This is a genomic window from Mycolicibacterium duvalii (genome assembly GCF_010726645.1).
Taxonomy (GTDB): domain Bacteria; phylum Actinomycetota; class Actinomycetes; order Mycobacteriales; family Mycobacteriaceae; genus Mycobacterium; species Mycobacterium duvalii.
In genome coordinates this window covers 845,164-865,127 of the sequence record NZ_AP022563.1, presented here as the reverse complement: position 1 = coordinate 865,127, position 19,964 = coordinate 845,164, and the positions used below count along the sequence as shown (strand labels likewise).

The following is a 19,964-nucleotide window of genomic DNA, read 5'->3' as shown; positions in this document are numbered from 1 at the left end:
CGGCCCGGCGGCGCTTTGGTGCGCCTGCGTGTCGGCAAGTTGCCTCACGTCAAGATGCGCGCGAAGGGTGCTTTGTTGCCTCACGTGAGCGTGCGCGTTTGGTGACTGGGGCGGGGGTGCCGTCGGTGGCTTTGCTGGTGGCCAGGGCGAAGAGGCGGTCGGTGAGGGCCTGGATCTGGCGCTGGGTGGCGGCGGGGTTGATCAGCGAGTAGGTCCGTGTGAGCGCGACGATGCGGTCTACGGTCGTGTTCGGGTGGTCGACCGCGCGGTGGAATGGGGTGGTAGCCGTGTCGTGTTTCCTGGACACCTTGGCCCCTGTGCGGACTTTGGAGATCAGCTTCTGTTGGGGGTGGAAGTAGTTGGTCAGCTTTGACTGGAGTTGCCAGATCTCGTTGAGCAGCAACAGCTCTGATGCGGTGTCGTAGCGGTAGTAGCCAACCACGGTGCGGACTACCGCCCAGTTTTTCTGCTCGACGTGACAGCCGTCGTTCTTGTTGCCCGGCCGCGACCGGGTAAAGGTGATGCGGCGGTCGTGGCACCAGCCCAGCAGGTCTTCGTTGATGAATTCCGATCCGTTGTCGGAGTCCACACCCAGAATCGGGAACGGCATCGCAGCGGCGATGTGATTGAGTGCGGCCACGACCTGTTTTGCTGCCCTATCGGGCATTGAGCGGCTCTCGGTCCAGCCGGTGGCGATGTCAGTGACCGTCAGCGTGAAGGCGTGGCCCCCACCGCGATTGCCGCCGTCGTGGAAGACGGTGTCGATCTCGACAAACCCGGGCACCACGTCATCCCATTCGGCCCAGGTACGGACCGGGATCTGGGTTTTCCGCAGCGATCCTGGCTTGGTGCCCGCGCGTCCTCTGATCTTGTATTTGGCTCGCTCACTGGCGAGGCGGCGATCGATGGTGGCCGCCGACATCGACACCAGCAGAGCCGCGGTCTCCTCACTGATCACCAGTTCTCCGAAGTGGCGCAGGACAGCCACCAGCTCTGCGAGCATGGGCGCCAGCCGTTTGCCGGCGGGCATTCCCAGCACCGTCCAGCAGACCGTCAGAGCCGCGATGACCTCGGGTCCGTATATCACCGCCCTGGGAGCGCGCTCGGTGACAATCCTGGGCGCCAGCGCGGCCTTGAGCGCCTTGCGGGCATGGCTACGGTGCCAACCGGTAGTGGCGCACAGCTCGTCGAGAATCCGGGACTTCCGTCGCTTACCGGCCTGCTGGTAACGCATCGCCGCTGTCTGGGTCAGCGCTTTGCGCTCTGCCAATGTCAACCCCATCGCCTGGGCCTACCGAAATCATTGCTGAGCGATCAGGTAGGCGCGCCGTCGATGCGCGCATTCCCGATGAGGCAACGACCCCCTCTTTCACGCGCATTTTTGATGAGTCAACGCGGTCGGTGGGGGTTGGCATAATAGAACACGTGTTCGATTCATTGTTTGCCGATGCCTCTGATGAGGCGATCGTGGGCTGGATCGAGCGCAGTGCGCGTGAGGAGGCGCGGATTTGTGCGCGCCGGTCGGCGGCGATCGCGGAGTTGGTGCACCGCCATGTCGATGAGGATGATGAGCGCGGTGGGTGGGTCTTTGATCCGTGGGCCGCGACGGCCGCGCAGGTCGGCGCGGCGCTGAACATCGGGCAGCGCAAGGCCTCGGGCCAGATGCACATCGCGGTGGCGTTGCGCTACCGGCTGCCCAAGGTCGCGGCGTTGTTCACCGACGGGGTGGTCGGGGCGCGGGTGGTCTCGGAGATCAGTTGGCGGACCCAGTTGGTGGAGGATCCGGCGGCGCTGGCCCAGATCGATGACCGGATGGCGGCGTGCGCGGTGGGTTGGGGCCGCCTCTCGGAGCAGAAGCTCAAATCCGCGATCGATGCGGTGATCGAGCGGTTCGATCCGGAGGGGTTGCGGCGCAGCAAGGAGATCATGCGGGCCCGCGATATTCATGTCGGGGCCAGTGACGATCCCCACGAGACCGCGGCGTTGTGGGGGCAGTTGTTGGCTTCTGATGGCCGGCTGCTCAAGCAGCGCCTCGCTGAGATGGTCGGTGCGTTGTGTGCCGAGGATCCGCGTCCTGCCGGGGAGCGGCGCTCGGATGCGATGGGGGCGATCATCCGGGGGGAGTTTCATCTGAACTGCCGGTGCGGTTCGCCGGACTGCCCGGTGCCCGTGCAGGCATCACGGTCGAACGCGGTGATCAAGATCATCGCCGATCAGGCTGCGATCGAGGCCGCCCACGCCCTGATCGAACAGGACGACACCACCGCCGCCCACAACACCGCCGCCGCCAAAGCCGCTGCCGAGGCCGAGGCCGAGAAAGTCTTTGCCACAACAGATTCGGCGGGCGACGACCGGTGCGAGGGTTCCGCTGGGTCGGGAACCGCTGCGTTGTCCGAGAGCCCCACCACCCCTGGTAATTCCGCTGCCGAGGACCCTGCCGCGCCGGAGGAGCCCGCCGCGAAAGCCGCCGAGGATGCCGAGCGCGAGCCCGAGCCGCAGACCGCCGAGGATGCGGTGACCGAGGTGTGCGAGCCGCCCACCGTCGAGGATGGCGCGGCCGGTTCGGGTGGGTTGGTGGATCGGGGGGCCGCGCTGGGCCTGGATGGGCGGCCGGTGCCGATCGCGCTGCTGGCCGAGGTGATCCGCGGCGGGGCGAAGATCTCCGCGCTGACCCTGCCCGGCCCCGAGCCCGAGCCGCGGTATCGGCCCTCAGCAGCGCTGGCGGAGTTCGTGCGCATGCGCGATCTGTTCTGCCGCTTCCCCGGCTGTGACATCCCCGCCGAACGCTGCGATATCGACCACACCGTGCCCTACCCGTTCGGACCCACCCACGCCTCCAACCTCAGCTGCAAGTGCCGCGGCCATCATCTGCTCAAAACGTTCTGGTACGGCCCGGGCGGCTGGCGCGACGAACAACATCCCGACGGCACCCTGGTCTGGACCGCCCCGACCGGGCACCGCTATGTCACCAAACCCGGCAGCCGCCTGTATTTCCCCAGCGCGGCCATCACCACCGCCGATCTGCCCCCACCACCGACACCCCCGCCGGGCTATGCCGCCGGCACCCTGAAAATGCCGCGACGCCGACGCCCCCGCGCCGCCGACACCGCCGCACGCAACAAAGCCGAACGCGCCCACAACGCCGAACAACGCGCCCAACAACAACAACGCGCCCAAGAACTGCGACGCGCCCGCGAACAACGCGCCCGAGAAAAGAAACTGCAACAGGAACAACCGCCGCCCGAAACAGGCGCCGACCCACCACCCTTCTGACACTGCAGCGCAACGAGTTAAACGATGGTGACGGAAAGGTCCGTGTTGAGGCGTGGCGCGATAGTCTCGACTGCCGCACGCACGGCGCTGCTGTCGACACAAGTCTGACGCGGCAGCAAATATTGAATCGCTACCCTCCGGTGATTCTCGTGTTAGGTTGCCGACCATCCAACGAATCCGATTGGAGATGGTCATGGGGTTTGGCAGAAGTAGCGCAGCCGCGGTCGCTGTGGTCGCATTGGCCGGAGCGACTGCCGTGTCGCCACCATCTGAGCAGCCGGTATCGCACACCGGCGGCGGAGTGACACCGGTGTCGATCGATCTCACAGCATCCTCGCGGACGCTGGTCGGGTGGCCGTGGCTGCCGAACATGGCGTCGTCGCCACCGCCCGCCACCGGCGACGTACCGGCGCTGAAGACCGAACAACAGCAAATCGCCACGCCAGACCAGATCGACGAGTCATACATCGCTTCCCGAACCGCAGCACGCGCGGATTTCAACGAATTCGCCAATGAGCTCGGCTATCTCGGCAAGCAGCTGTATATCGGATACAACTTCGGCGAAACCATCATTGCGAGTGCAATATTCAACGGAACCGACATCCGGCGCGGCGAAGGCGTACTGACGAACTTTGCGGAGTTCGCCTATGACATCTATCTCGGCGCGCTCTACGTCGCGGTGGACAACCTCTATCTCCACATCCCGGGGCTACCGCCGATCATCTCACTGCCCAGGCGAGGGCCGGCCGACGCACCGTTGGGATGGCAGCGTCCCCAGGTACCGCTGCCGCACCGACCGCTGGTCCAGCCGGACACCGAGACGTCGGACACCGAGTCGCGGGTGCGCTTCGAGAAGACGACGTCGGACGTCTCAGGTCTGGCGCGTCCCAGCCGATCGGACGACACCACTGAACCGGAAGGCGAGACCGAACGGGAAAGCATCGTCGAAGAAGACATCACAGAAGAAGACATCGTCGGTGCTGACCACCGATACGAAGAAACTACCGGCAATGTTTCGCCGACCGTCCAGCGGGACCCTGCCACCTCATCGGAATCCAAGCCACGAGGCAAGGCGCGCGCCGACTCCGGTGAGAAGCGAGCCAGTCGCGCAGACTCCCGTTCTACAGCTTGAAGCGTCCGGCGAATCCTCGCAGCGGTAGATCCGCGCTGGTGATGATCCCCGGGGGTGCCGCAATCACCGACTTGATCGCGTTGAGCGCCGGCAGGCCGGTGACCGTCATCCCGATCGACGCGAACGCGCTCGGGTCGGACAGATCGACGCCGGGTTTCGGGAAGATCATGTGCTTGTTGTAGATGTTCGGATCACCCTTGATGTGAGTAATATAGCAACCCTTGATGTCCCAGGCAGGATCGGTGTACGGCGTCATCTGCCACTCCAGATGCGTCTCCACGCGCGGGATTCCGTCGATCATCCCTTGGTACTTGATGTAGTTCCCGCCGAGGGATCCCTTGGGCAGCTGATACCAGCCGAGGTCGACGTCCTTGGTGCATGCGCCGAGCTCGTAGGAGAACGTCACCTCATCGAGCTCGAGTCCGAAGCAGTCGGCCATCAAAAGCACGCTGTCGGCGAAGACCCGGGTGTACTTCTCCAACTTGCCCGGGATCTCCGGGTCGTCGACCGGCTGGCCGTAGCCCACCTCGATCCAGGTGTCCTTGGAGTGGTGGCAGGACACGTCGACGGATTCGATCGTGGTCACGTTCTCGATCTCGGCCACATCGGCCGAGCACGCCACGCCGAGAATCTGGTTCAGCCCCGGATTCATCCCGGTGCCGTAGAACGTCGACCCGCCCTTCTCGCATGCCTCCTGCAGCAGTTGGGTCACAGGCTTACCGGAGTGATGCGGATGGTTGCGGTCGCGGTGCCAGCCGGTGATCCAGTCGGCGGTGGTGACGATGTCGATACCGGCCTCGAGAACCTGCACATACAGGTCCTCGTCAGGGAACACTCCATGGAACGTCACGACATCAGGCTTGGCGGAGATGATCTCCTCGACCGTGCCGGTGGCGGTCACGCCGTTCGGCGCCAGGCCGGCGAGTTCACCGGCATCCTTACCCACCTTCTCCGGCGAGTAACAGTGCACACCGATCAGCTCGAGATCCGGATGGCTGGCGATCCGCTTGATCATCTCGGTGCCGACATTGCCGGTCGCGACCTGAAAAACCTTGACTGTCATGACATTGCCTCTCTGCGGGCGGCCAAGTCGGCGGCACTGCCGCCCTTACCGTCGGGATAGAACTTCATGGCCCACTTGCGGATCGCGGTGAACCCCTCGAGCTCCGAGCTCGCCAGCGCCGGCGGGTCGGAGTACCGCTGATGCGACCAGATGTGGATGTCCTGGCTGAACTGGCGAATCACCTCGGCGCCGAACTCCGCCGCCTTGGCCTCCGCGCGTGCCGGGTCGCGCACGTCGCGCTCCGGTCGGCCGATATACACCATGAATCGGACGTCGGAGGTGGACTCGTCGACGGGGGTGATCGCCGAGATCGTCCGGTTGTCGACCATGCCCCAGCTCTTGGTCACCGCGATCCCGAGGCCGCCGTTGATGGCCTCGACCCCGCTGCCGACGTCCTCGATCCGCTGCCCGTCGTCCCCTTCGAAGGTGATCGTGAAATCCACATAGGACACTGGATCGTCGAAGTCGTGCCGGGTGAACTTCGGCACGATCGGAGTGTTGTGCACGTACTTGAAATGCGCAAAGTCCACGCCGTTCTCCAGCACGTACTGCGGGTGCATCTCGAGACTGTCGCGGAACAATCGCTGTTGCGGGTAGTAATCGGCGGCGGTCTTGCCGTCACCGAAGTCGGCGAAGATGTCGGGTGCTTCGAAGAACGGTTCCCGGCCGAGGATGTCGTGCCAGATGTAGATCGACTCGTTGCGCTCGACGACCGGGTAGGTCGTGATCCGCCGCCCGCGATTGGGCCGGTCTTCATACGGGATGCACACGTTGCGGCCCTGCTGATTCCACTGCCAGCCATGGAACGGGCATTGCAGCACTTCGCCTTTGACGGTGCCACCGAAACCCAGATGCGCACCGAGGTGTTCACAGTAGGCGTTCATCACCGTGAGCCGGCCGGACTCGGCGCGCCACGCGACCATCTCCTGATCGAAGTACTTCATCGTGCGGACGTCGCCGACGGCGATCTCATCGGACCAGGCGACCTGAAACCATCCGGTCGGTTTCATCGACAGGGGCGGCTTGGCCATGCCTCGGAGCATAAACGACGTTCGGACAGAAACATAGTAGGTTCTACGAAACTTTCGGTACGCTTCGCCTATGACCGAGGTGCCCGCGTCGCGCGTGCGGCGGCCGAACCGGCGCGGCCAGACCACCCGCGCCAACATGCTCGCCGCCGCGCTGACCGCACTGGCGTCCGGGGACCCCGGATCGGTGTCCGCCAATCGCATCGCCAAGGACATCGGAGCGACGTGGGGTGCGGTGCAGTACCAGTTCGGCGACGCCGACGGATTCTGGGCTGCCGTGCTGCACCTGACCGCCCAACGCCGTGCCGAACTGTTCACCGACGTCGACGCGGGCGCACCGCTGCGCGACCGAGTGGCCGCGATCATCGAGACGCTGTACCACGGCCTGGCCGCCCCGGATTCGCGGGCCATCGAGAACCTGCGCGCTGCGCTGCCGCGCGACCCCGACGAACTCGAGCGGCTCTACCCGCAGACCGCCGCGGAGCTCTACTCGTGGGGCCAATCCTGGTTACAGACATGCCGCAACGCGTTCACCGGACTGGACATCGACCCCGAGCGGGTCCGAGAAGTCGCCGCGCTCATCCCCGGCGCCATGCGCGGGCTGGCGTCCGAGCGCCAGCTGGGCTCCTACGCCGACCTCGACGTCGCCCGCCGCGGATTGACCAACGCGCTGGTTGCCTATCTTCAGGGCACCGACATCAAGACCACGTAGCACGCGGTGCCGACCAGGATGCTGAGCACCGCGTTGCCTCGCCACAGATGCAGCCCGGCTGTCACCGCCACCGCGACGCCCAGCCACAGTCGCTGCAGCGCCGTCTCACCTGCCACGGTGTGCAACGTGTAGATGGCCAGGATGGTCATGACCCCCACCGGCATGTGCACACCGAGGTAGGTGACGAGCCGACTCTGCCGCAGCGGTGCCAGCGCGACGAACGGTAAAGCGCGCAGCGCCCACGTGACCGCGGCGCTGACAAGCACCAACAGTGCGACGTATCCGTTGTCAGGCATGCCGCGTCCGTTGCCGGACCAGCAGTACAGCGGCGAAGGCGCCGAACGCTGCCACCAGCATCTGGCCCGGCACCAGCATCCACGCCGACACCGCGCACAGCGCGGCAAGCCCGGCGGTGAGACGATCCGGACGCTGTCGGTAGGCATCGATGGCCAACACGACGAACAAGGCTGTCAGCGCGAAGTCCAGTCCTGTCAGTCGCTCGATCGGCAGTGCGGAGCCGGCCAGTCCACCGAGCGTCGCCGCGGATACCCAGAGGCCGTGTAAAGCCATCTGCATCAACAGAATCTGGCGGGTGCGCCATGGCTGGGCGCCGGGGCTGACCCCGACAGCGTAGGCCTCATCGGACAGGGTGTAGCTGCTGTAGAGCTTGGCCGGCAGCCCCCGCACGCGGTGCAGCGGGAACGACAACGCGTAGAACACGTGCCGCGAGTTGACGATCAGCGTCGTCAGCGCCACGGTCGCGACGGGCGCCGCCGAGGCCGCCAGATGCACCATCAGGAATTCGAGAGACCCGGCGTAGATGACGGCGGCGAACACCGGAGCCCACCACCACGCCAGCCCCGCGTGTACGACGAGCAGGCCCAGCGCCGCGCCCAGCGGGATGAACGCCAACCCGACGGGCGCGGTGATCGCCAGGACGCGGCGGCTCGACCGGTCAGGCGGCAATGATCGACGTTGTTGTGCCCGCGACGATTCCGACGTCGTTGAAAGCCTTCTCGATCGCGGTGACCTGTGCGGCGGTGAAGTCGAGCGCCCGCGCGGTGTTGATCACCGCGACGCGTCCGTCGACGAACCGCGCGCCGGCACCGAGGCGGGCCAACGACTGGTAGAACTGCGCGGCCCACGTGTCATCGGCGATGCCGGCGGTCGCCGGATCAGTCATCATCCGGTAGGCGGCATGGCTGAAGATGGTGCTGTTGATGTGCTCGCCGTAGTCGTCAGCAGATCCGGTGTACCGGTCGTCGTAGTGTGCCCGATGCGGCCCGAGCGACGTACGGATCGAGCCCGGGTTGGCGAGATTGCGGATGGCCCCCAATTCGGAATCCTCCCCCATCAGCCACCGGTCCCGGCCCTGCTTACCCTCGATCAGCACCCCGAGGATGTCGGCGTAGGCTTCGTTGAGCGCCCCGGACTCCGCGAAATCGAGGACCGGTTCCCCGCCCCCGACGACGGAAGTCACGACTGCGTGGGCGAATTCGTGTGCGACGACGTCCAGTGCCGCCTGCAGGTAACCCTGGTTGCCGAACACGAACTGCGCCGCGATCGGATCCCAGAACGCGTTGGCGTAGCTGCGCGACAGCGCCGGCGCATATCTGACGCTGATCTCGATCGGCGCCCCGGCATCGTCGTATGAGGTGCGCCCCAGCACCGTAGCGAAGTAGTCGTAGACGACCGCGGCGTTGGCGTGCGCGGACACCGATCCTCTGTCCCAGCCGAACCAGCCCCGCTTGACGACGGTGCCGGGCAGGACCGGACCCAACAGCCCGAAGAAAGGATAGGACGTCCGGTAGGTCGTGATATTGCGCGCGTCGTCGAACAGTTCACGCACCTTGTACCAAGACACTTCACGGGTCTGGGTGGTGATGGCGCGGTAGTTGCCCAGCCAGTCCCTGGCGTAACCGGTTGCGCTGTAGGCCGATGCGCTGCCGGTGGTGACGATGACGTCACCCACGTACGGGCCGTCGGCATGAAACACCACCGTCGCAGCGGACGGGGCCAGCTCGCCGTTGTCGGGTCGTTCAACGACGACCCGCCATGCGAGCCGGGGGGTTTCGTCGTCGAGCGCGTAGACGATGAGATCGGCGTTCCGGAGCGAGTTGTCCGGGGACAGGGTGTAGACCGCTTGCCGGATCTCGTCGAGGTCGTCCAGCGTGACGTCGGGGGTAACGTCGAACGTGTCGTTCAGTGCCCGGTAGTTGTTGAACAGTCCCGTGACCGCGCCGTCGATGTCGGTAACCAGGATGATGTCGCTGCCGACGACCTCGACGCCGGCGACCGACTCGGTGAGGCGGTAAACGGTTTCGGCCGACGATCCGACACCCAGTCGCGTGGCGGTGATGGCCGACGGACGCGCGAACCCGCCCGCGATTCCCAGTGTCGCGGCCATCTCGTTGAGGACATCGGCGGCGTCGGCGGCGCTGGCGACCGTCCGGTCGGTGAAGCGTCCGTCGAGGGCTGCGACGCGGCCGCCGGAATCCTTGACGACGGTGACGTCGGACAGGTCGGTCGGTGCAGCCGACCCGGCTACGATCACCTCGACACGGGTCGGCCCGCTGCGCCCCAGCAGTCCCGCCAGGCCATGCACATGGAAGGGGTTGCCGACGGTGTCGTCGATGGCCACAGTGAAGCTGTCCGCGCGCCCCGATCCGTCCGGGGTGTAAGTGAACCCGCCGGCACCGTCCAGCACGACGGTGCCGTGTTCGGGCCCGGTGCGCAGCGTGTAGGTCAGGTCCGCGTCGTCATAGTCGACGGCGTTGAGATTGCCGGTGATCTCGCCGTCCGGACCGGGACCCGAAACGGTGACGTCGGCGCGGGGCCGCTGGTTGTTCCAGGTGTACTGGGTCTGACGCACTGCCAGCCACAGCGATTCCACGATCGAGGGCACCGGCGCCGCCGGCACCGGCAGGCCGTCGGTGAAACGTCCCAGCCCCACCCAGGTCAGCGTGTCGGTGAGGATGTCGGCCACGGTGACCGGACGTGCGCTGGCCACGGTGCGCAGCGTCACCGCACGGGTGGGCGCGATCGCTGCCGCAGCGCTGGTCTTCTCGGGTGCGGCGGGCTCCGGCGTCGCGGCGTCCGTGGTGAGTTCGGCGATGCGGGACTTCTCGGGCGCGGCACGCTTCGCGGGCGGCTCCGGTTCAGATTCCGCCGCGGTCGCGTCGACCATCTCCACGGGGTCGGCCTTCAGCTCGCGTGTGGGCGAACGCGACGGTTCCTCGCGGTCCGCCCCGCGCGCTGCCGCGCGGGCGCTTCTCCGGCGATCGATGCTGCGGGTGCCGTCGCTGACTCCGCGGTCCGCACGCGGCGTGCGCTCGGATCGCTCCGAGGCCCCTGAGGACTCGGACCCTGACGACTCGGATGCCGAGGACTCGGACGGCGACGCCGCCGCGGCCGGCGTGCCCGCGAGCACCGCTGCGCCGATACCTGCAGCGGCGAGGCCGGTGCTCCATGCCCGCCACGGATCACGCGGGTGTCGCACACCGCTGGCCACTCGTGACCCCCGTTCGCCGCGTCGCGCTCGTATGAAGAGTGCCGTAGCGAGGGAATCTACCTCAGGATTGGCCTCCCAGAAAGCGGCTACTCTGGATCGGTGAGTCTCCTTCTCGGGCCCGTCCTTCGCCACGTCGGCGACACCACCGCCACGATATGGGTCCAGACGGACGGCCCGGCTGAGGTGAGCGTGCTGGCTTGCTCGGCCCGCACGTTCGAGGTGCAGGGCCACCATTACGCGCTGGTGCCGGTGACCGGGTTGGCGCCCGACAGCACGACGGCCTACGAAGTTCTGATCGACGGTCAGAAATGCTGGCCTGCAGAGGATTCGGAGTTCCCCGCCAGTGTGATCAGGACCCGGGGCCCCGCCCGCGCGCACCGGTTGAAGATGGTGTTCGGGTCCTGCCGCTACCCGAAGACCGGCGATGCAAAGCTGGACAAGAAGCTCGGGCTCGACGCACTGGACTGCTTTGCCACCAGGCTCAACACCGCACCGGTCGACAAGTGGCCCGATGCGCTGCTGTTGCTCGGTGACCAGGTCTACGCCGACGAGCTGACCCCCGAAGCGCGGCGCCACCTGGCCGGCCGGCGCAGGAATCGTCGCCGCCCACCCGACGAAGTCGTCTCGTTCAGCGAGTACGAGGGCCTCTACCGTCACACCTGGGGCGACCCCGAGATCCGCTGGATCATGTCGACCATTCCGACCGCGATGATCTTCGACGACCATGACATCCGCGACGACTGGAACACCTCGGCGGCCTGGCGAGCCGAGGTCAACGCCAAGCCCTGGTGGCGCGACCGCATCCGCGCGGGGCTGAGCACGTACTGGGTCTACCAGCACCTCGGCAACCTCACTCCCGACGAACTCGCCGCCGACGAGGACTACCAGAAAGTACTGGCCGCCGAGGGTGACACCTGGAACCTGTTGGTGGAACTGGCCGACCGCGCCGACAGCGAGGTCGACGGCGAGAAGGGGCTGCGGTTCAGCTTCCGGTGGGACATCGGACGCACCCGCCTGATCATGGTCGACTCCCGCAACGCCAGGATCCTCGACGGCGGTGACCGCAAGATGGTCGGCGACTTGGAGTTCTCTTGGGTGGAGGACCAGGTCTCGCAGGATCTCGAGGACGTGGACCACGTGGTGATCGGCTCTTCGCTGCCGTGGCTGATGCCGCCGGTGATCGGCGACCTGCAGACCGTCAACGAGATCGCCGCCGAGAGACCCGGGTGGCGCGGACAGTTGGCCGAAAAGGTGCGCCAAGGCGTGGATTTCGAGCACTGGCCGGCATTCATGAACTCCTTCCTGCGGCTCAGCGAGATGATCCGGCGCACCGCGACCGGGCCCTCGCGTGGACCGGCGACGGTGTCGGTGCTCTCCGGCGACGTCCACCACAGCTATGCCGCGCGGGTGGACTTCGCCGAGCCGACCACCGCGCGGGTGCATCAGCTGGTCTGCTCACCGGTCCACAACTATGTGCCGTTCTTCGTCAAGCCGGTGTTCCAGTTGGGCTGGTCGACGCGGCTGGCCGCAGTGAGCCGGCGATGGGCCCGCCGTCAGGGTTCGCCTCCGGTGCCGGTGGGCTGGCGCAACCTGAGCGGACCGCTGTTCGGCAACACGATCGCCACGTTGTGCATGGACGGCCGGGACGCCGAGGTCTGCTTCGAGCAGCCCCGCGAAACCGGCGAGCTGACCGTCGCCGCGACCGTGCGCCTCACCGACTGAGCAGCCCGGCGCTTAGCCGGTGGCTTCCCGGGTGCCCGGAACCACGGTCAACAGGATCACCGAGTCCTCGAGCACCTCGAGGCTGTGGCGCTCCAGCGGAATCAGGATGTAGTCACCGGCGGACAGCTCGGCTGATCCCTGCTGTGCCTGCAGGCGGACCCGTCCGCGCAGCACCTGCAGCGTGGCCTCCCCCGGACTGGCGTGCTCGTCGAGCCCGTGACCGGCGGCCAGGGCCAGCAAAGTCTGCCGCAGGGAGTGTTCGTGGCCGCCGAAGACCGTGTGGCCGGACCGACCCGAGTTCGCCTTGCGCGCCTCCTCGAGTTGCTTGTCAGCGAGCTCGTTCAAAGAGATGACATCCACGTGCCGTTCCACCATCCTTCATCGTCGTTCCCTTGCCACCGGTGTCCTCACCGGTGTCACTGTGAGGCTGACCTGGCAGGCGCCTCCGCGCGGATCGGGAGTCACCTGGGCTTGATAGCTCCTCCCGAGCGCGTCTGCATTGATATCGATCACTTCCTGAATGAGTCCCTGCTGAATGCCGCGCACCACCTCCGGAGCGGTCGCTCCGATCTCGGCCAGCGGGCAGGTGCAGATCTCGATCATCACCTCACCGAACGAGGTCAGCACCGAGCTGACCTGAAATCCCAGCGCGTCGAGGGTGGCGAGCACCAGATCGACCACCGACGACCCGGGCCCCAGCCGGGGCAGGTGCACGCGGTGGGCGAGGTCGGCGCCGATGCGCAGCGAACGCTCTTCCCGCTCGCCGGCCGAGCCGCCGAGGTGTCGGGCGAACAGCGCGACGATATCGGCGTAGTCCAGCCGTGGCACCATCTCGTAGGTCACGCGGGGCCGGCCGGCGCCCTTCGCGCGGCGGTCACCACTGCGGCGGCGGACCAGCCCTCGGTCCTCGAGGGCGCCGAGGTGAAAGCGCGCCGTGGTGACGTGGATACCGAGAGTCGCCGCGACGCGCTGCGCGTCCAGAGGAGTTCCCGCCTCGCGCAGCAGCGTCAGGACCCGCTGCCGCTGCTGGCCCGCGGCGCGGTCCCGATCCGAGGTCGACGCGTCGGACTCGGTGCGGTGAAGTGGCACTCAACCCCCTCTGCGCGGCGCTGACGCGCGACGATGACGCGTCACCGTGTCACCTTATCGGTGACCGCGGGTACGACGCCCACAACCGCGACCGCGGCCAGCGAATCGCGGTGCCGCTGGAACACCGAACGCATCCCCAGGACGCGTTTGCGTGCCGCGGGATGGCGGATGACGTTGCCGACGATCTTCAGGGCCCCCAGCAGCCCTTCATCGGCGATCACCCGCTTCGGGTTGAGCAGCGCCATGTCGGCGTAGTCGACGTGCTCCACCTCGAAACCGGCCTCTGTGAGCAGCTGGGTCCACTCGGCGGCGGTCAGCGGCCGGGCATTGACCTTGATGGAGCGCGCAAGATTCTTGCGGATGTCGTCTTTGACGTCGACGGAGATGCTGTCGGGGCGCAGGCCGAGCTCGTGGATGGCGTAGCGGCCGCCGGGCCGTAGCACTCGGAACGCCTCCTCGACGATCGCGCGCTTGTTCTTATCGCCCTGCATGGTCAGCATCGCCTCACCGACCACGACGTCGGCGCTGTTGTCGGGCAGGCCGGTCTCGGCGGCGTTGGCGACCACCACGGTCCCGTTGACCGGTTCGACGACCTCCCGCACCGCCGCGGTCGCCGCGGCGGTGTCGTCGACACCGACGTAGCTGCGGGGCCGCAGCGCCACGATGTCGCGCGCGGTGCGACCCAGGCCGGGTCCGAGTTCGACGACGTCGGCGTCAGCGATGCGGGCCGCCCCCAGCAGCCGGGTCGTCAACTCCAGCCCGCCGGGACGCAGCACCCGCTTGCCCAGCCGGGCCAGCAGCCAGTGCCCGGGCAGGTCATCGAAAGACCTACTGGCCAGGGGAATTTCGTGTCCGGACATGTCAGTTCCTCCTCATCAGAACCGCAACCGTCAGCGGTGCGGTGAACAGTGCGCTGGCGTACAGCAGCGCGCCGTTGGGGCTCCAGGGCGGTTGCAGTGCGATGTCCTGCCCGGTGGCGTACACCGCGTTGAAGACAGGCAGATAGCGCTGCAAGGACGCGCCGTGCGGCAGGTAGCCCGCGGCGGTCTCGGCGACGAACGCCCACAGCAGGACCGCGGCGGTGGAGCCCACCGGCGTCGGGATCAGCGCCCCCACCCCGACGCCGGCCGCCGCGGCGAAGAACGCGTAGACCGGCACGGTCCACAGCAGGCGCACACCCACGGCATCGGTCAGCGAGACCGTGCCGTAGACCGTCGGGGCCACGGCGGGCAGCGCGACCACGACGACGACGAGCGCGACGACGCTGACGATCACCCCTAGCGTTCCGTAGAACATCCAGCGGCCCAACAGAACTGGAGCCCTACGGGATATCGCGAGCCGCACGTAGTCGCCGGTGCGGTAGCGGCCGTCGGCGGCCTGACCGTCCGCTGCGGCCACCGCGACGAGCACGACCGTGATGGTGATGACCCAGTAGGCACTGTTGGACGTCGAGACGGCCAGCACCGAGATCTGACCGGGGATGCGCGCGAAACGTTCGGCGATCGCAGCGATACCCAGAGTGATGACGACGGGTAGCAGCACCGCTGTCGGGATCAGCGCGATCCACAGCCTGCTCGCTCCGGAGGTGCGGATCAGTTCGGCGTGCGCGCTGCGGACCGGCGCCGGCCGTCGGGTCGCGGTCACGCCGCGGCCATCAACGTCTGCTCGAGCCACCGCTGGCGGTCGGTGTCGCCGGGCACCAGGTCGGCCAGCGAACCCGAGAACGCGATCCGGCCGTCGCGCAGGATGGTCGCCCGGTCGGCGGTGTGCACCACCTCGCCCAGCAGGTGGGTGGCCAGTACCACGCACCGGCCGTCATCGGCCAAGCAGCGCAACAGATCCCGGAACCACAGGATGCCGGGGACGTCGAGGCCGTTGAGCGGCTCGTCGAAGATCAGCGCGTCCGGGTCGCCGAGCAGGGCGCCGGCGATGGCGAGCCGTTGTCGCGCCCCGAGGGACAGATCGGCGATGCGCCGGTGCCGGTGGTCGAACATGCGGGCCTGCGTCAGAGCAGCGCGGACCGCGTCGGTGGGCAACCCGGTCAGCGCGGCGCGCCACGTCAGGTGACGCCAGACCGTGTGTCGCGGGTCCAGACCGGCGGGGTCGATGTGCACTCCGAGCGGCCCGGCGAGCGTCACCGTGCCGCGGTCGGGGCGCTCGAGCCCGGCGATCAGACGCAGCAGGGTGGTCTTTCCTGCACCGTTGAGTCCGAGCAGCGCGGTGACGGTGCCGGCCGGAAACGTGACGCTGATGTCGTCGACGGCGGGCCGGGTGCCGAAGCGCTTGCCGAGGCTACACACCTCGATCATCGGCGGTTCATTGGAAGTTGCACGGAATAGGCAGGCCGAGGGTGGAGATCCCGTTGCACAGCGATTTGTTGGCCAGCTTCCAGCGGCCGTCGATGCGCCGCCACTCCGCGACCACCTGGATCGTCGGTGAACCCTGACGGCTGGCGTTGATGACGGCGGTGTGGCGGTCGCCATCGTGGGTCTCGGGCCCGGTCACCTGGCTGTTGCCGCGCGGCGGGCGGAAGAAGCCGATGCGGTAGACCATCTTTGGCACGACGACCGCGCGGTCTCCACCTTCGAGCTGCGCGGCTTTGACGTGGTCGGGGGCCGGCGTACCGACCAGCAGCCGGATCTGCGAGTCGAGCTCCTCGAGGGTGGGCACGTCGGCGGTGATCGCGAAGTCCTGCTGAGCCTGGGCCGTCGGGGGTATCAGCACCGCGATCAGTGCCACCACACTGCCGGCTGCCAGGACACGCAGACGATTCGGCATGAAGCAGACTCCTAATTTAGAGGAAATGTGTCCGCTAATTTAGGAGGCTCACCTCATTTAGGCAAGGCTTACCGAGTTTGTGCTGGTGGTTGGCGGCGCGACGACGGGGTACCTCAGCGTGCAAAAGGAGGAATCCATGAACGTCCACTCGTTGCTCAGGTCCGCAGAATCGGTCCGTGCGCTGGACCCGCCGGCCGACCGCGCCGCCGAGACCGTCGAACGCGTCCTGGGCGGTCGCGCGGTCGGCAGGGCGTTGCGCGGGTCGTGGCTGGGCCACCCTGTGCACCCACTGCTGGTCTTTCTTCCACTGGGGTCGTGGATGACCGCGTTGCTGTTCGACATCGGCTTGCGCGACCGCACCACCGCCCGGCGCCTGCTGGCTGTCGGCTTGGCAGCGGCTCCGCCCACCGCGCTGGCCGGGTGGGCCGAGTTTCCCTTGCTCAACCGAGAGCAGCGCCGCGTCGGCTTGCTGCACGCCGTGGTCAACGGTGTGGCGATCGGGCTGTTCGCGCTGGCCTATCGCGCCCATGGAAAAGAGCACCATCGACGCGCCACGGTGCTGACAGTGCTCGCGCTGCTCATCGTCAGCGTCGGCGGTTCACTGGGCGGACACCTGTCGTACGCCCAGGGAGCGGGCGTGCATCGCTGGCAGGCCCCGCACCACGGCGGCGATCTGGCGTCCTACGCATTGGGCCGCGCGGCCTGACAACACAGAAACCGCCCCGCCGTGGCGGCGGGGCGGCTCCTGCTGCAACTCAGAGACGCACGAAGAGGTTGGCTTCGGCGTCCCAGACGCCCCAGGCATTGAGCTCGGGGTTCCAGACCACGGTCAGACCGTCAGCCCAGTCCGGCAGTTCGGGCAGCGGTGGTGCCCACTCCGGCGGGAGCACCGGCGTCAGCACCCAGCCCGGAACCTCGGGGAGGAAGATGCGGTCCTGCGGCATCGGGCCGCCATGTCCCGGAGGCGGCAGGTAGTTCAGCCCTGGAGGCGCCGGATTGCCCGGCTCACCGACGTTGACACCGGGTCCGGTGACCCAAGGCGGCCGGATCGTATCGCCATTGCCCGGGTTGCCATTGCCGTTACCGGGGTTGCCGTTGCCGTTGCCGGGGTTCGGCGAAGGCGGATCGGCCAGTGCGATCCCGGCGCCGAGGCCGAGTCCACCCATACCGAGCAGGCCCGCCGTGGCCGCACCTGCGGCGATCTTCTTGATATCCATAACGACCTCCTTCGTCGTTCGGCACTACGAGCCTTCGGCTACGCAGTGTCCGTACGTGCGGTGTGCACATGACCGTTGCCGCCATGTCGGCGCTCAACGATCCGACCCCCGTCGCTGACAATTATGGCCATCGATCTTGAGAGTTAAACGCCTCGGCGCCAATTGAATTCGTTAACCAAACTAGACAGTGCCGGCGCGGAAGCTGGCGCAGTGTGAATTTGCTGGACATTTCCCGAAACCTGTAACGATCTTGACCCGGCAATCGATAGGGGCCGCCGACAATAGAGCGCCGCCCGCACCCAGAGCGGGCGCGGGCGGCGACTGGGGAATTATCAGGCGCGACCCCTAGAGCTGACCGAGAATCCGGTTGAGCAGATTGACGATGTTCTGGACGACCCCGCTGAGGACTCCCTCAGGACCGGCCAGAGCGCACAGCAGTTGACCGAGCAGTCCATCGGCAGGAATCGCTGTGATGACCAGATCAACTTGATTCAGCTGGACCCTCAGGCCGAGCAGATTCAAGTCCAGCGGACCCAGCACCAGATTGAGCACCGAGCAGCTGGCCTGCTGGCTGGCCAACTGGAACTGGGCGTCTCCGGACGAGGACGAGGACGACGACGGCTGGGCCTCGGCCTGCGACGGGAACGTGATGGCGTTGACCGGCATCGCGAAGTTGTCGATGTTGACGTCCTGGGCGGCGCCCGGCGCACCGGCGGGCTGACCCCCGCCTGGGCTGACCAGCTTGCCCGTGAGGGTACCGACGAGGGCGACGCCGGTATTGGACGACGTCGCGCCGTTGTCGTCTGCCGTGGCCGGGCCGTCTTGCTTGGTGACCTCCTTGGCGCTGGTGGCCTGGAACTGCCCGTTGAATTTCACTCCGTCGGGCCCGGTGCCCTGCACCTGGACGACGTTGTCCTTGCCCACGCCCGGTGGCTGGGCAGAGGCGGTTCCGGTGACCAGTCCGAACAATCCGACCATCGCGACGCTGACTACCAAGGCTAGCAGTCTCGTAAGACGTGACGTCATGGGTTTTCTCCTTATTTGGTTCGGAAGAAGCAGTGTCCGGCCCCCGACATATCGGCCTGAGACGTCTACCCGGCGGCAGGATCCGCCTGCCTGACGTGACGCACGCCACTGTCTCCCGCCGCCAGGTTTTCCTCACCGAGCGAAGCTTGAAACCGTTCAGGGCTCATTAATTGTCGTCCGAGGCAAATACGCCCGCCGTAACGAGTTGGGCTAATTAGCTCTTCAGGTGGCTGGATAACCCCAGGACTGCTGCTGGCAGCTAATGCCCGCGGACCCGGGGCTGTGTCTGAGCGGTAACCACGCGTTGGACAGGGCGGGATCGGTCGTTGCGATCGCACACAAGTCTGTCGCCCGCGCGAGAACCAATCGGCGAGCGTGACCGCGATTCGCTGGGAACCACCGTTTCCGCACCAGAAGCAACGGCGAGCGTAGGGCCCGGCTGAGTGGGACACAGAACTCGACACGGTGGTCGGCGTCAACGCCGAAGCCCCATCTGGAGAACTCGGCCATGCCGCTGACGACAGTCGACGACGATCAGGAACCCGACCGAGGGACTCACCGCGAGTCGGAGAGCCCGCGTCTTCGGCCCCCGCCACTGGGAATCCGCCTCTGGCGAATTCCGTCGTGCGATTAGGGAAGCGTTGCCGCAGAATCCGATCGAAGGGTATTCGGCCATTCCCCGTGTTCACCGCTGACGCGAGGTAGATGCGGTGGGCCTACGAGCGCTGCGGCGTCAATTCCGCCGCTAGGAGTGGCGTTCGATGTAGTCGTCGGCATCAACGTCGTCGGTGCTGATGCCGGTGCCTGCCTGGTGCTCGGCGTAGAACCGCAACCACTGCATCCCCAACTCATGGCGCAATTGCAGGGATGCGCTCTTGATGAAGTCGGGCATGGCCTCGCGTTCTTCTTCGTCGAGGTGAGAGCCGTTCTCCTTGCGGGCGGCCAAGACGGCCTCGAACCACTCGTCGCTGCCCGGCTGATGCCGACGAGATCGGCGCACCGCATCACGGATCGCGTTGTGATCGGTGATGGCGTCCTCGGTTTCGTCCTCCGGGTCGCCTTCGGGATTGCCGGGATGCTCGCGCCCACCGTGCTTGAGCAGCACCGGATAGAAGACCGTCTCCTCAGCCTCGGCGTGGGTGTCCAGTCGTGCGCTCAGTACCTCCCAGATCGCCGCGAGCTCGCCGGGAGACGCTGCGTCGTCGAGGCGGAAGAACTGGCGTCGCAACCAGTCATGGTCGGCATAGATCAGCTCGATGATGTCGGCCATGATGCCAACCTACGCCTCGCGAATGCGGACACGAAGCCCCGACGGCCCTTTCGGCTCTCAACCGATACGGAGGGGCGGCGCTCGCACACAGCGGTTGGTACGCGCCCCACTTCTGGTCGAAGTCAGTCCCAGCCGAGCGAATC

General features: G+C 66.9%; 20 protein-coding genes. 5 read left to right on the top strand and 15 right to left on the bottom strand.

From position 1 onward, the window contains the following. Positions 1-49 precede the first annotated feature (49 nt). Positions 50-1,282: an integrase catalytic domain-containing protein gene (locus G6N31_RS03890; RefSeq protein WP_098004541.1), complete on the bottom strand. Its 1,233-nt coding sequence runs from the start codon at positions 1,280-1,282 to the stop codon at positions 50-52. Positions 1,283-1,425: 143 nt separating this feature from the next. On the opposite strand from G6N31_RS03890, the gene G6N31_RS03885 reads away from it, so the two are divergent. Beyond that, positions 1,426-3,273 (top strand): HNH endonuclease signature motif containing protein, encoded by a 1,848-nt coding sequence (locus G6N31_RS03885; RefSeq protein ID WP_163722024.1) that lies wholly within the window; start codon positions 1,426-1,428, stop codon positions 3,271-3,273. A gap of 310 nt (positions 3,274-3,583) precedes the next feature. After that, positions 3,584-4,405 (top strand): hypothetical protein, encoded by an 822-nt coding sequence (locus G6N31_RS03880; RefSeq protein ID WP_133117730.1) that lies wholly within the window; start codon positions 3,584-3,586, stop codon positions 4,403-4,405. Here the strand turns inward: G6N31_RS03880 and G6N31_RS03875 are convergent. Continuing rightward, the gene (locus tag G6N31_RS03875) at positions 4,395-5,468 is read right to left on the bottom strand and encodes an NAD(P)H-dependent amine dehydrogenase family protein (protein WP_098006604.1); all 1,074 of its coding nucleotides are present in this window, start codon (positions 5,466-5,468) and stop codon (positions 4,395-4,397) included. The genes G6N31_RS03880 and G6N31_RS03875 overlap by 11 nt on opposite strands. Continuing rightward, complete coding sequence (locus tag G6N31_RS03870; protein WP_098006602.1) at positions 5,465-6,499, bottom strand: Rieske 2Fe-2S domain-containing protein; 1,035 nt, start codon at positions 6,497-6,499, stop codon at positions 5,465-5,467. The genes G6N31_RS03875 and G6N31_RS03870 overlap by 4 nt, the downstream gene beginning before the upstream one ends. 70 nt (positions 6,500-6,569) lie before the next feature. On the opposite strand from G6N31_RS03870, the gene G6N31_RS03865 reads away from it, so the two are divergent. Further along, entirely contained in the window at positions 6,570-7,208 is a 639-nt protein-coding gene (locus G6N31_RS03865; protein WP_098006601.1) for a TetR/AcrR family transcriptional regulator, read from the top strand. On the opposite strand, the gene G6N31_RS03860 is transcribed toward G6N31_RS03865, so the two are convergent. The 3 genes from G6N31_RS03860 to G6N31_RS03850 are packed head-to-tail and all read right to left on the bottom strand — an operon-like array spanning position 7,181 to position 10,707. After that, a complete protein-coding gene (locus tag G6N31_RS03860) occupies positions 7,181-7,504 on the bottom strand; it encodes a branched-chain amino acid transport AzlD family protein (protein WP_098006599.1) in 324 nt (107 codons plus the stop codon). The two genes, G6N31_RS03865 and G6N31_RS03860, sit on opposite strands and share 28 nt — an antisense overlap. Further along, complete coding sequence (locus G6N31_RS03855) at positions 7,497-8,174, bottom strand: AzlC family ABC transporter permease (RefSeq protein WP_098006597.1); 678 nt, start codon at positions 8,172-8,174, stop codon at positions 7,497-7,499. Before G6N31_RS03855 ends, G6N31_RS03860 begins: the two co-directional genes overlap by 8 nt. Then, positions 8,164-10,707 (bottom strand): M4 family metallopeptidase, encoded by a 2,544-nt coding sequence (locus G6N31_RS03850; protein ID WP_234815497.1) that lies wholly within the window; start codon positions 10,705-10,707, stop codon positions 8,164-8,166. Before G6N31_RS03850 ends, G6N31_RS03855 begins: the two co-directional genes overlap by 11 nt. A 111-nt stretch (positions 10,708-10,818) precedes the next feature. Between G6N31_RS03850 and G6N31_RS03845 the strand changes: the two genes are divergently transcribed. Next, positions 10,819-12,441 carry an alkaline phosphatase D family protein gene (locus G6N31_RS03845; RefSeq protein WP_098006592.1) on the top strand — a complete coding sequence of 541 codons (1,623 nt, stop codon included), beginning with the start codon at positions 10,819-10,821 and terminating at the stop codon, positions 12,439-12,441. Between the two features lie 12 nt (positions 12,442-12,453). Here G6N31_RS03845 and G6N31_RS03840 read toward each other — a convergent pair whose 3' ends face one another. The 6 genes from G6N31_RS03840 to G6N31_RS03815 are packed head-to-tail and all read right to left on the bottom strand — an operon-like array spanning position 12,454 to position 16,308. Continuing rightward, complete coding sequence (locus G6N31_RS03840; protein ID WP_098006610.1) at positions 12,454-12,801, bottom strand: cupin domain-containing protein; 348 nt, start codon at positions 12,799-12,801, stop codon at positions 12,454-12,456. Positions 12,802-12,819: 18 nt separating this feature from the next. Further along, complete coding sequence (locus tag G6N31_RS03835; protein WP_098006590.1) at positions 12,820-13,530, bottom strand: helix-turn-helix transcriptional regulator; 711 nt, start codon at positions 13,528-13,530, stop codon at positions 12,820-12,822. A gap of 41 nt (positions 13,531-13,571) precedes the next feature. Further along, positions 13,572-14,390, bottom strand: coding sequence for a methyltransferase domain-containing protein (locus tag G6N31_RS03830; protein ID WP_098006588.1), 819 nt, complete (start codon positions 14,388-14,390; stop codon positions 13,572-13,574). Position 14,391: 1 nt separating this feature from the next. After that, positions 14,392-15,174 (bottom strand): ABC transporter permease, encoded by a 783-nt coding sequence (locus tag G6N31_RS03825; protein WP_098006586.1) that lies wholly within the window; start codon positions 15,172-15,174, stop codon positions 14,392-14,394. After that, the gene (locus G6N31_RS03820; RefSeq protein WP_098006585.1) at positions 15,171-15,839 is read right to left on the bottom strand and encodes an ABC transporter ATP-binding protein; all 669 of its coding nucleotides are present in this window, start codon (positions 15,837-15,839) and stop codon (positions 15,171-15,173) included. Before G6N31_RS03820 ends, G6N31_RS03825 begins: the two co-directional genes overlap by 4 nt. A 7-nt stretch (positions 15,840-15,846) precedes the next feature. Next, the gene (locus G6N31_RS03815; RefSeq protein WP_098006582.1) at positions 15,847-16,308 is read right to left on the bottom strand and encodes an MTB12 C-terminal domain-containing protein; all 462 of its coding nucleotides are present in this window, start codon (positions 16,306-16,308) and stop codon (positions 15,847-15,849) included. A gap of 136 nt (positions 16,309-16,444) precedes the next feature. Between G6N31_RS03815 and G6N31_RS03810 the strand changes: the two genes are divergently transcribed. Then, on the top strand, positions 16,445-17,014 hold the full coding sequence (locus G6N31_RS03810) for a DUF2231 domain-containing protein (protein WP_098006580.1): 570 nt from the start codon (positions 16,445-16,447) through the stop codon (positions 17,012-17,014). 49 nt (positions 17,015-17,063) lie between these two features. On the opposite strand, the gene G6N31_RS03805 is transcribed toward G6N31_RS03810, so the two are convergent. From G6N31_RS03805 to G6N31_RS03795, 3 genes are all read right to left on the bottom strand, one after another. Further along, positions 17,064-17,525 (bottom strand): hypothetical protein, encoded by a 462-nt coding sequence (locus G6N31_RS03805; protein WP_098006578.1) that lies wholly within the window; start codon positions 17,523-17,525, stop codon positions 17,064-17,066. Between the two features lie 345 nt (positions 17,526-17,870). Then, positions 17,871-18,521, bottom strand: a complete 651-nt coding sequence (locus G6N31_RS03800; RefSeq protein ID WP_133117729.1) for a hypothetical protein — start codon at positions 18,519-18,521, stop codon at positions 17,871-17,873. Positions 18,522-19,296: 775 nt separating this feature from the next. Then, positions 19,297-19,821 carry a hemerythrin domain-containing protein gene (locus G6N31_RS03795; protein ID WP_098006575.1) on the bottom strand — a complete coding sequence of 175 codons (525 nt, stop codon included), beginning with the start codon at positions 19,819-19,821 and terminating at the stop codon, positions 19,297-19,299. Between the last annotated feature and the right edge of the window lie 143 nt (positions 19,822-19,964).

Excerpts from the sequence above, each read along its gene's own strand:
- G6N31_RS03890 (WP_098004541.1), bottom strand. The coding sequence starts at position 1,282 with ATGGGGTTGACATTGGCAGAGCGCAAAGCGCTGACCCAGACAGCGGCG.
- G6N31_RS03875 (WP_098006604.1), bottom strand. The coding sequence starts at position 5,468 with ATGACAGTCAAGGTTTTTCAGGTCGCGACCGGCAATGTCGGCACCGAG.
- G6N31_RS03795 (WP_098006575.1), bottom strand. The coding sequence starts at position 19,821 with ATGGCCGACATCATCGAGCTGATCTATGCCGACCATGACTGGTTGCGA.
- G6N31_RS03810 (WP_098006580.1), top strand. The coding sequence starts at position 16,445 with ATGAACGTCCACTCGTTGCTCAGGTCCGCAGAATCGGTCCGTGCGCTG.
- G6N31_RS03830 (WP_098006588.1), bottom strand. The coding sequence starts at position 14,390 with ATGTCCGGACACGAAATTCCCCTGGCCAGTAGGTCTTTCGATGACCTG.
- G6N31_RS03860 (WP_098006599.1), bottom strand. The coding sequence starts at position 7,504 with ATGCCTGACAACGGATACGTCGCACTGTTGGTGCTTGTCAGCGCCGCG.
- G6N31_RS03805 (WP_098006578.1), bottom strand. The coding sequence starts at position 17,525 with ATGGATATCAAGAAGATCGCCGCAGGTGCGGCCACGGCGGGCCTGCTC.
- G6N31_RS03820 (WP_098006585.1), bottom strand. The coding sequence starts at position 15,839 with ATGATCGAGGTGTGTAGCCTCGGCAAGCGCTTCGGCACCCGGCCCGCC.
- G6N31_RS03870 (WP_098006602.1), bottom strand. The coding sequence starts at position 6,499 with ATGGCCAAGCCGCCCCTGTCGATGAAACCGACCGGATGGTTTCAGGTC.
- G6N31_RS03865 (WP_098006601.1), top strand. The coding sequence starts at position 6,570 with ATGACCGAGGTGCCCGCGTCGCGCGTGCGGCGGCCGAACCGGCGCGGC.
- G6N31_RS03815 (WP_098006582.1), bottom strand. The coding sequence starts at position 16,308 with ATGCCGAATCGTCTGCGTGTCCTGGCAGCCGGCAGTGTGGTGGCACTG.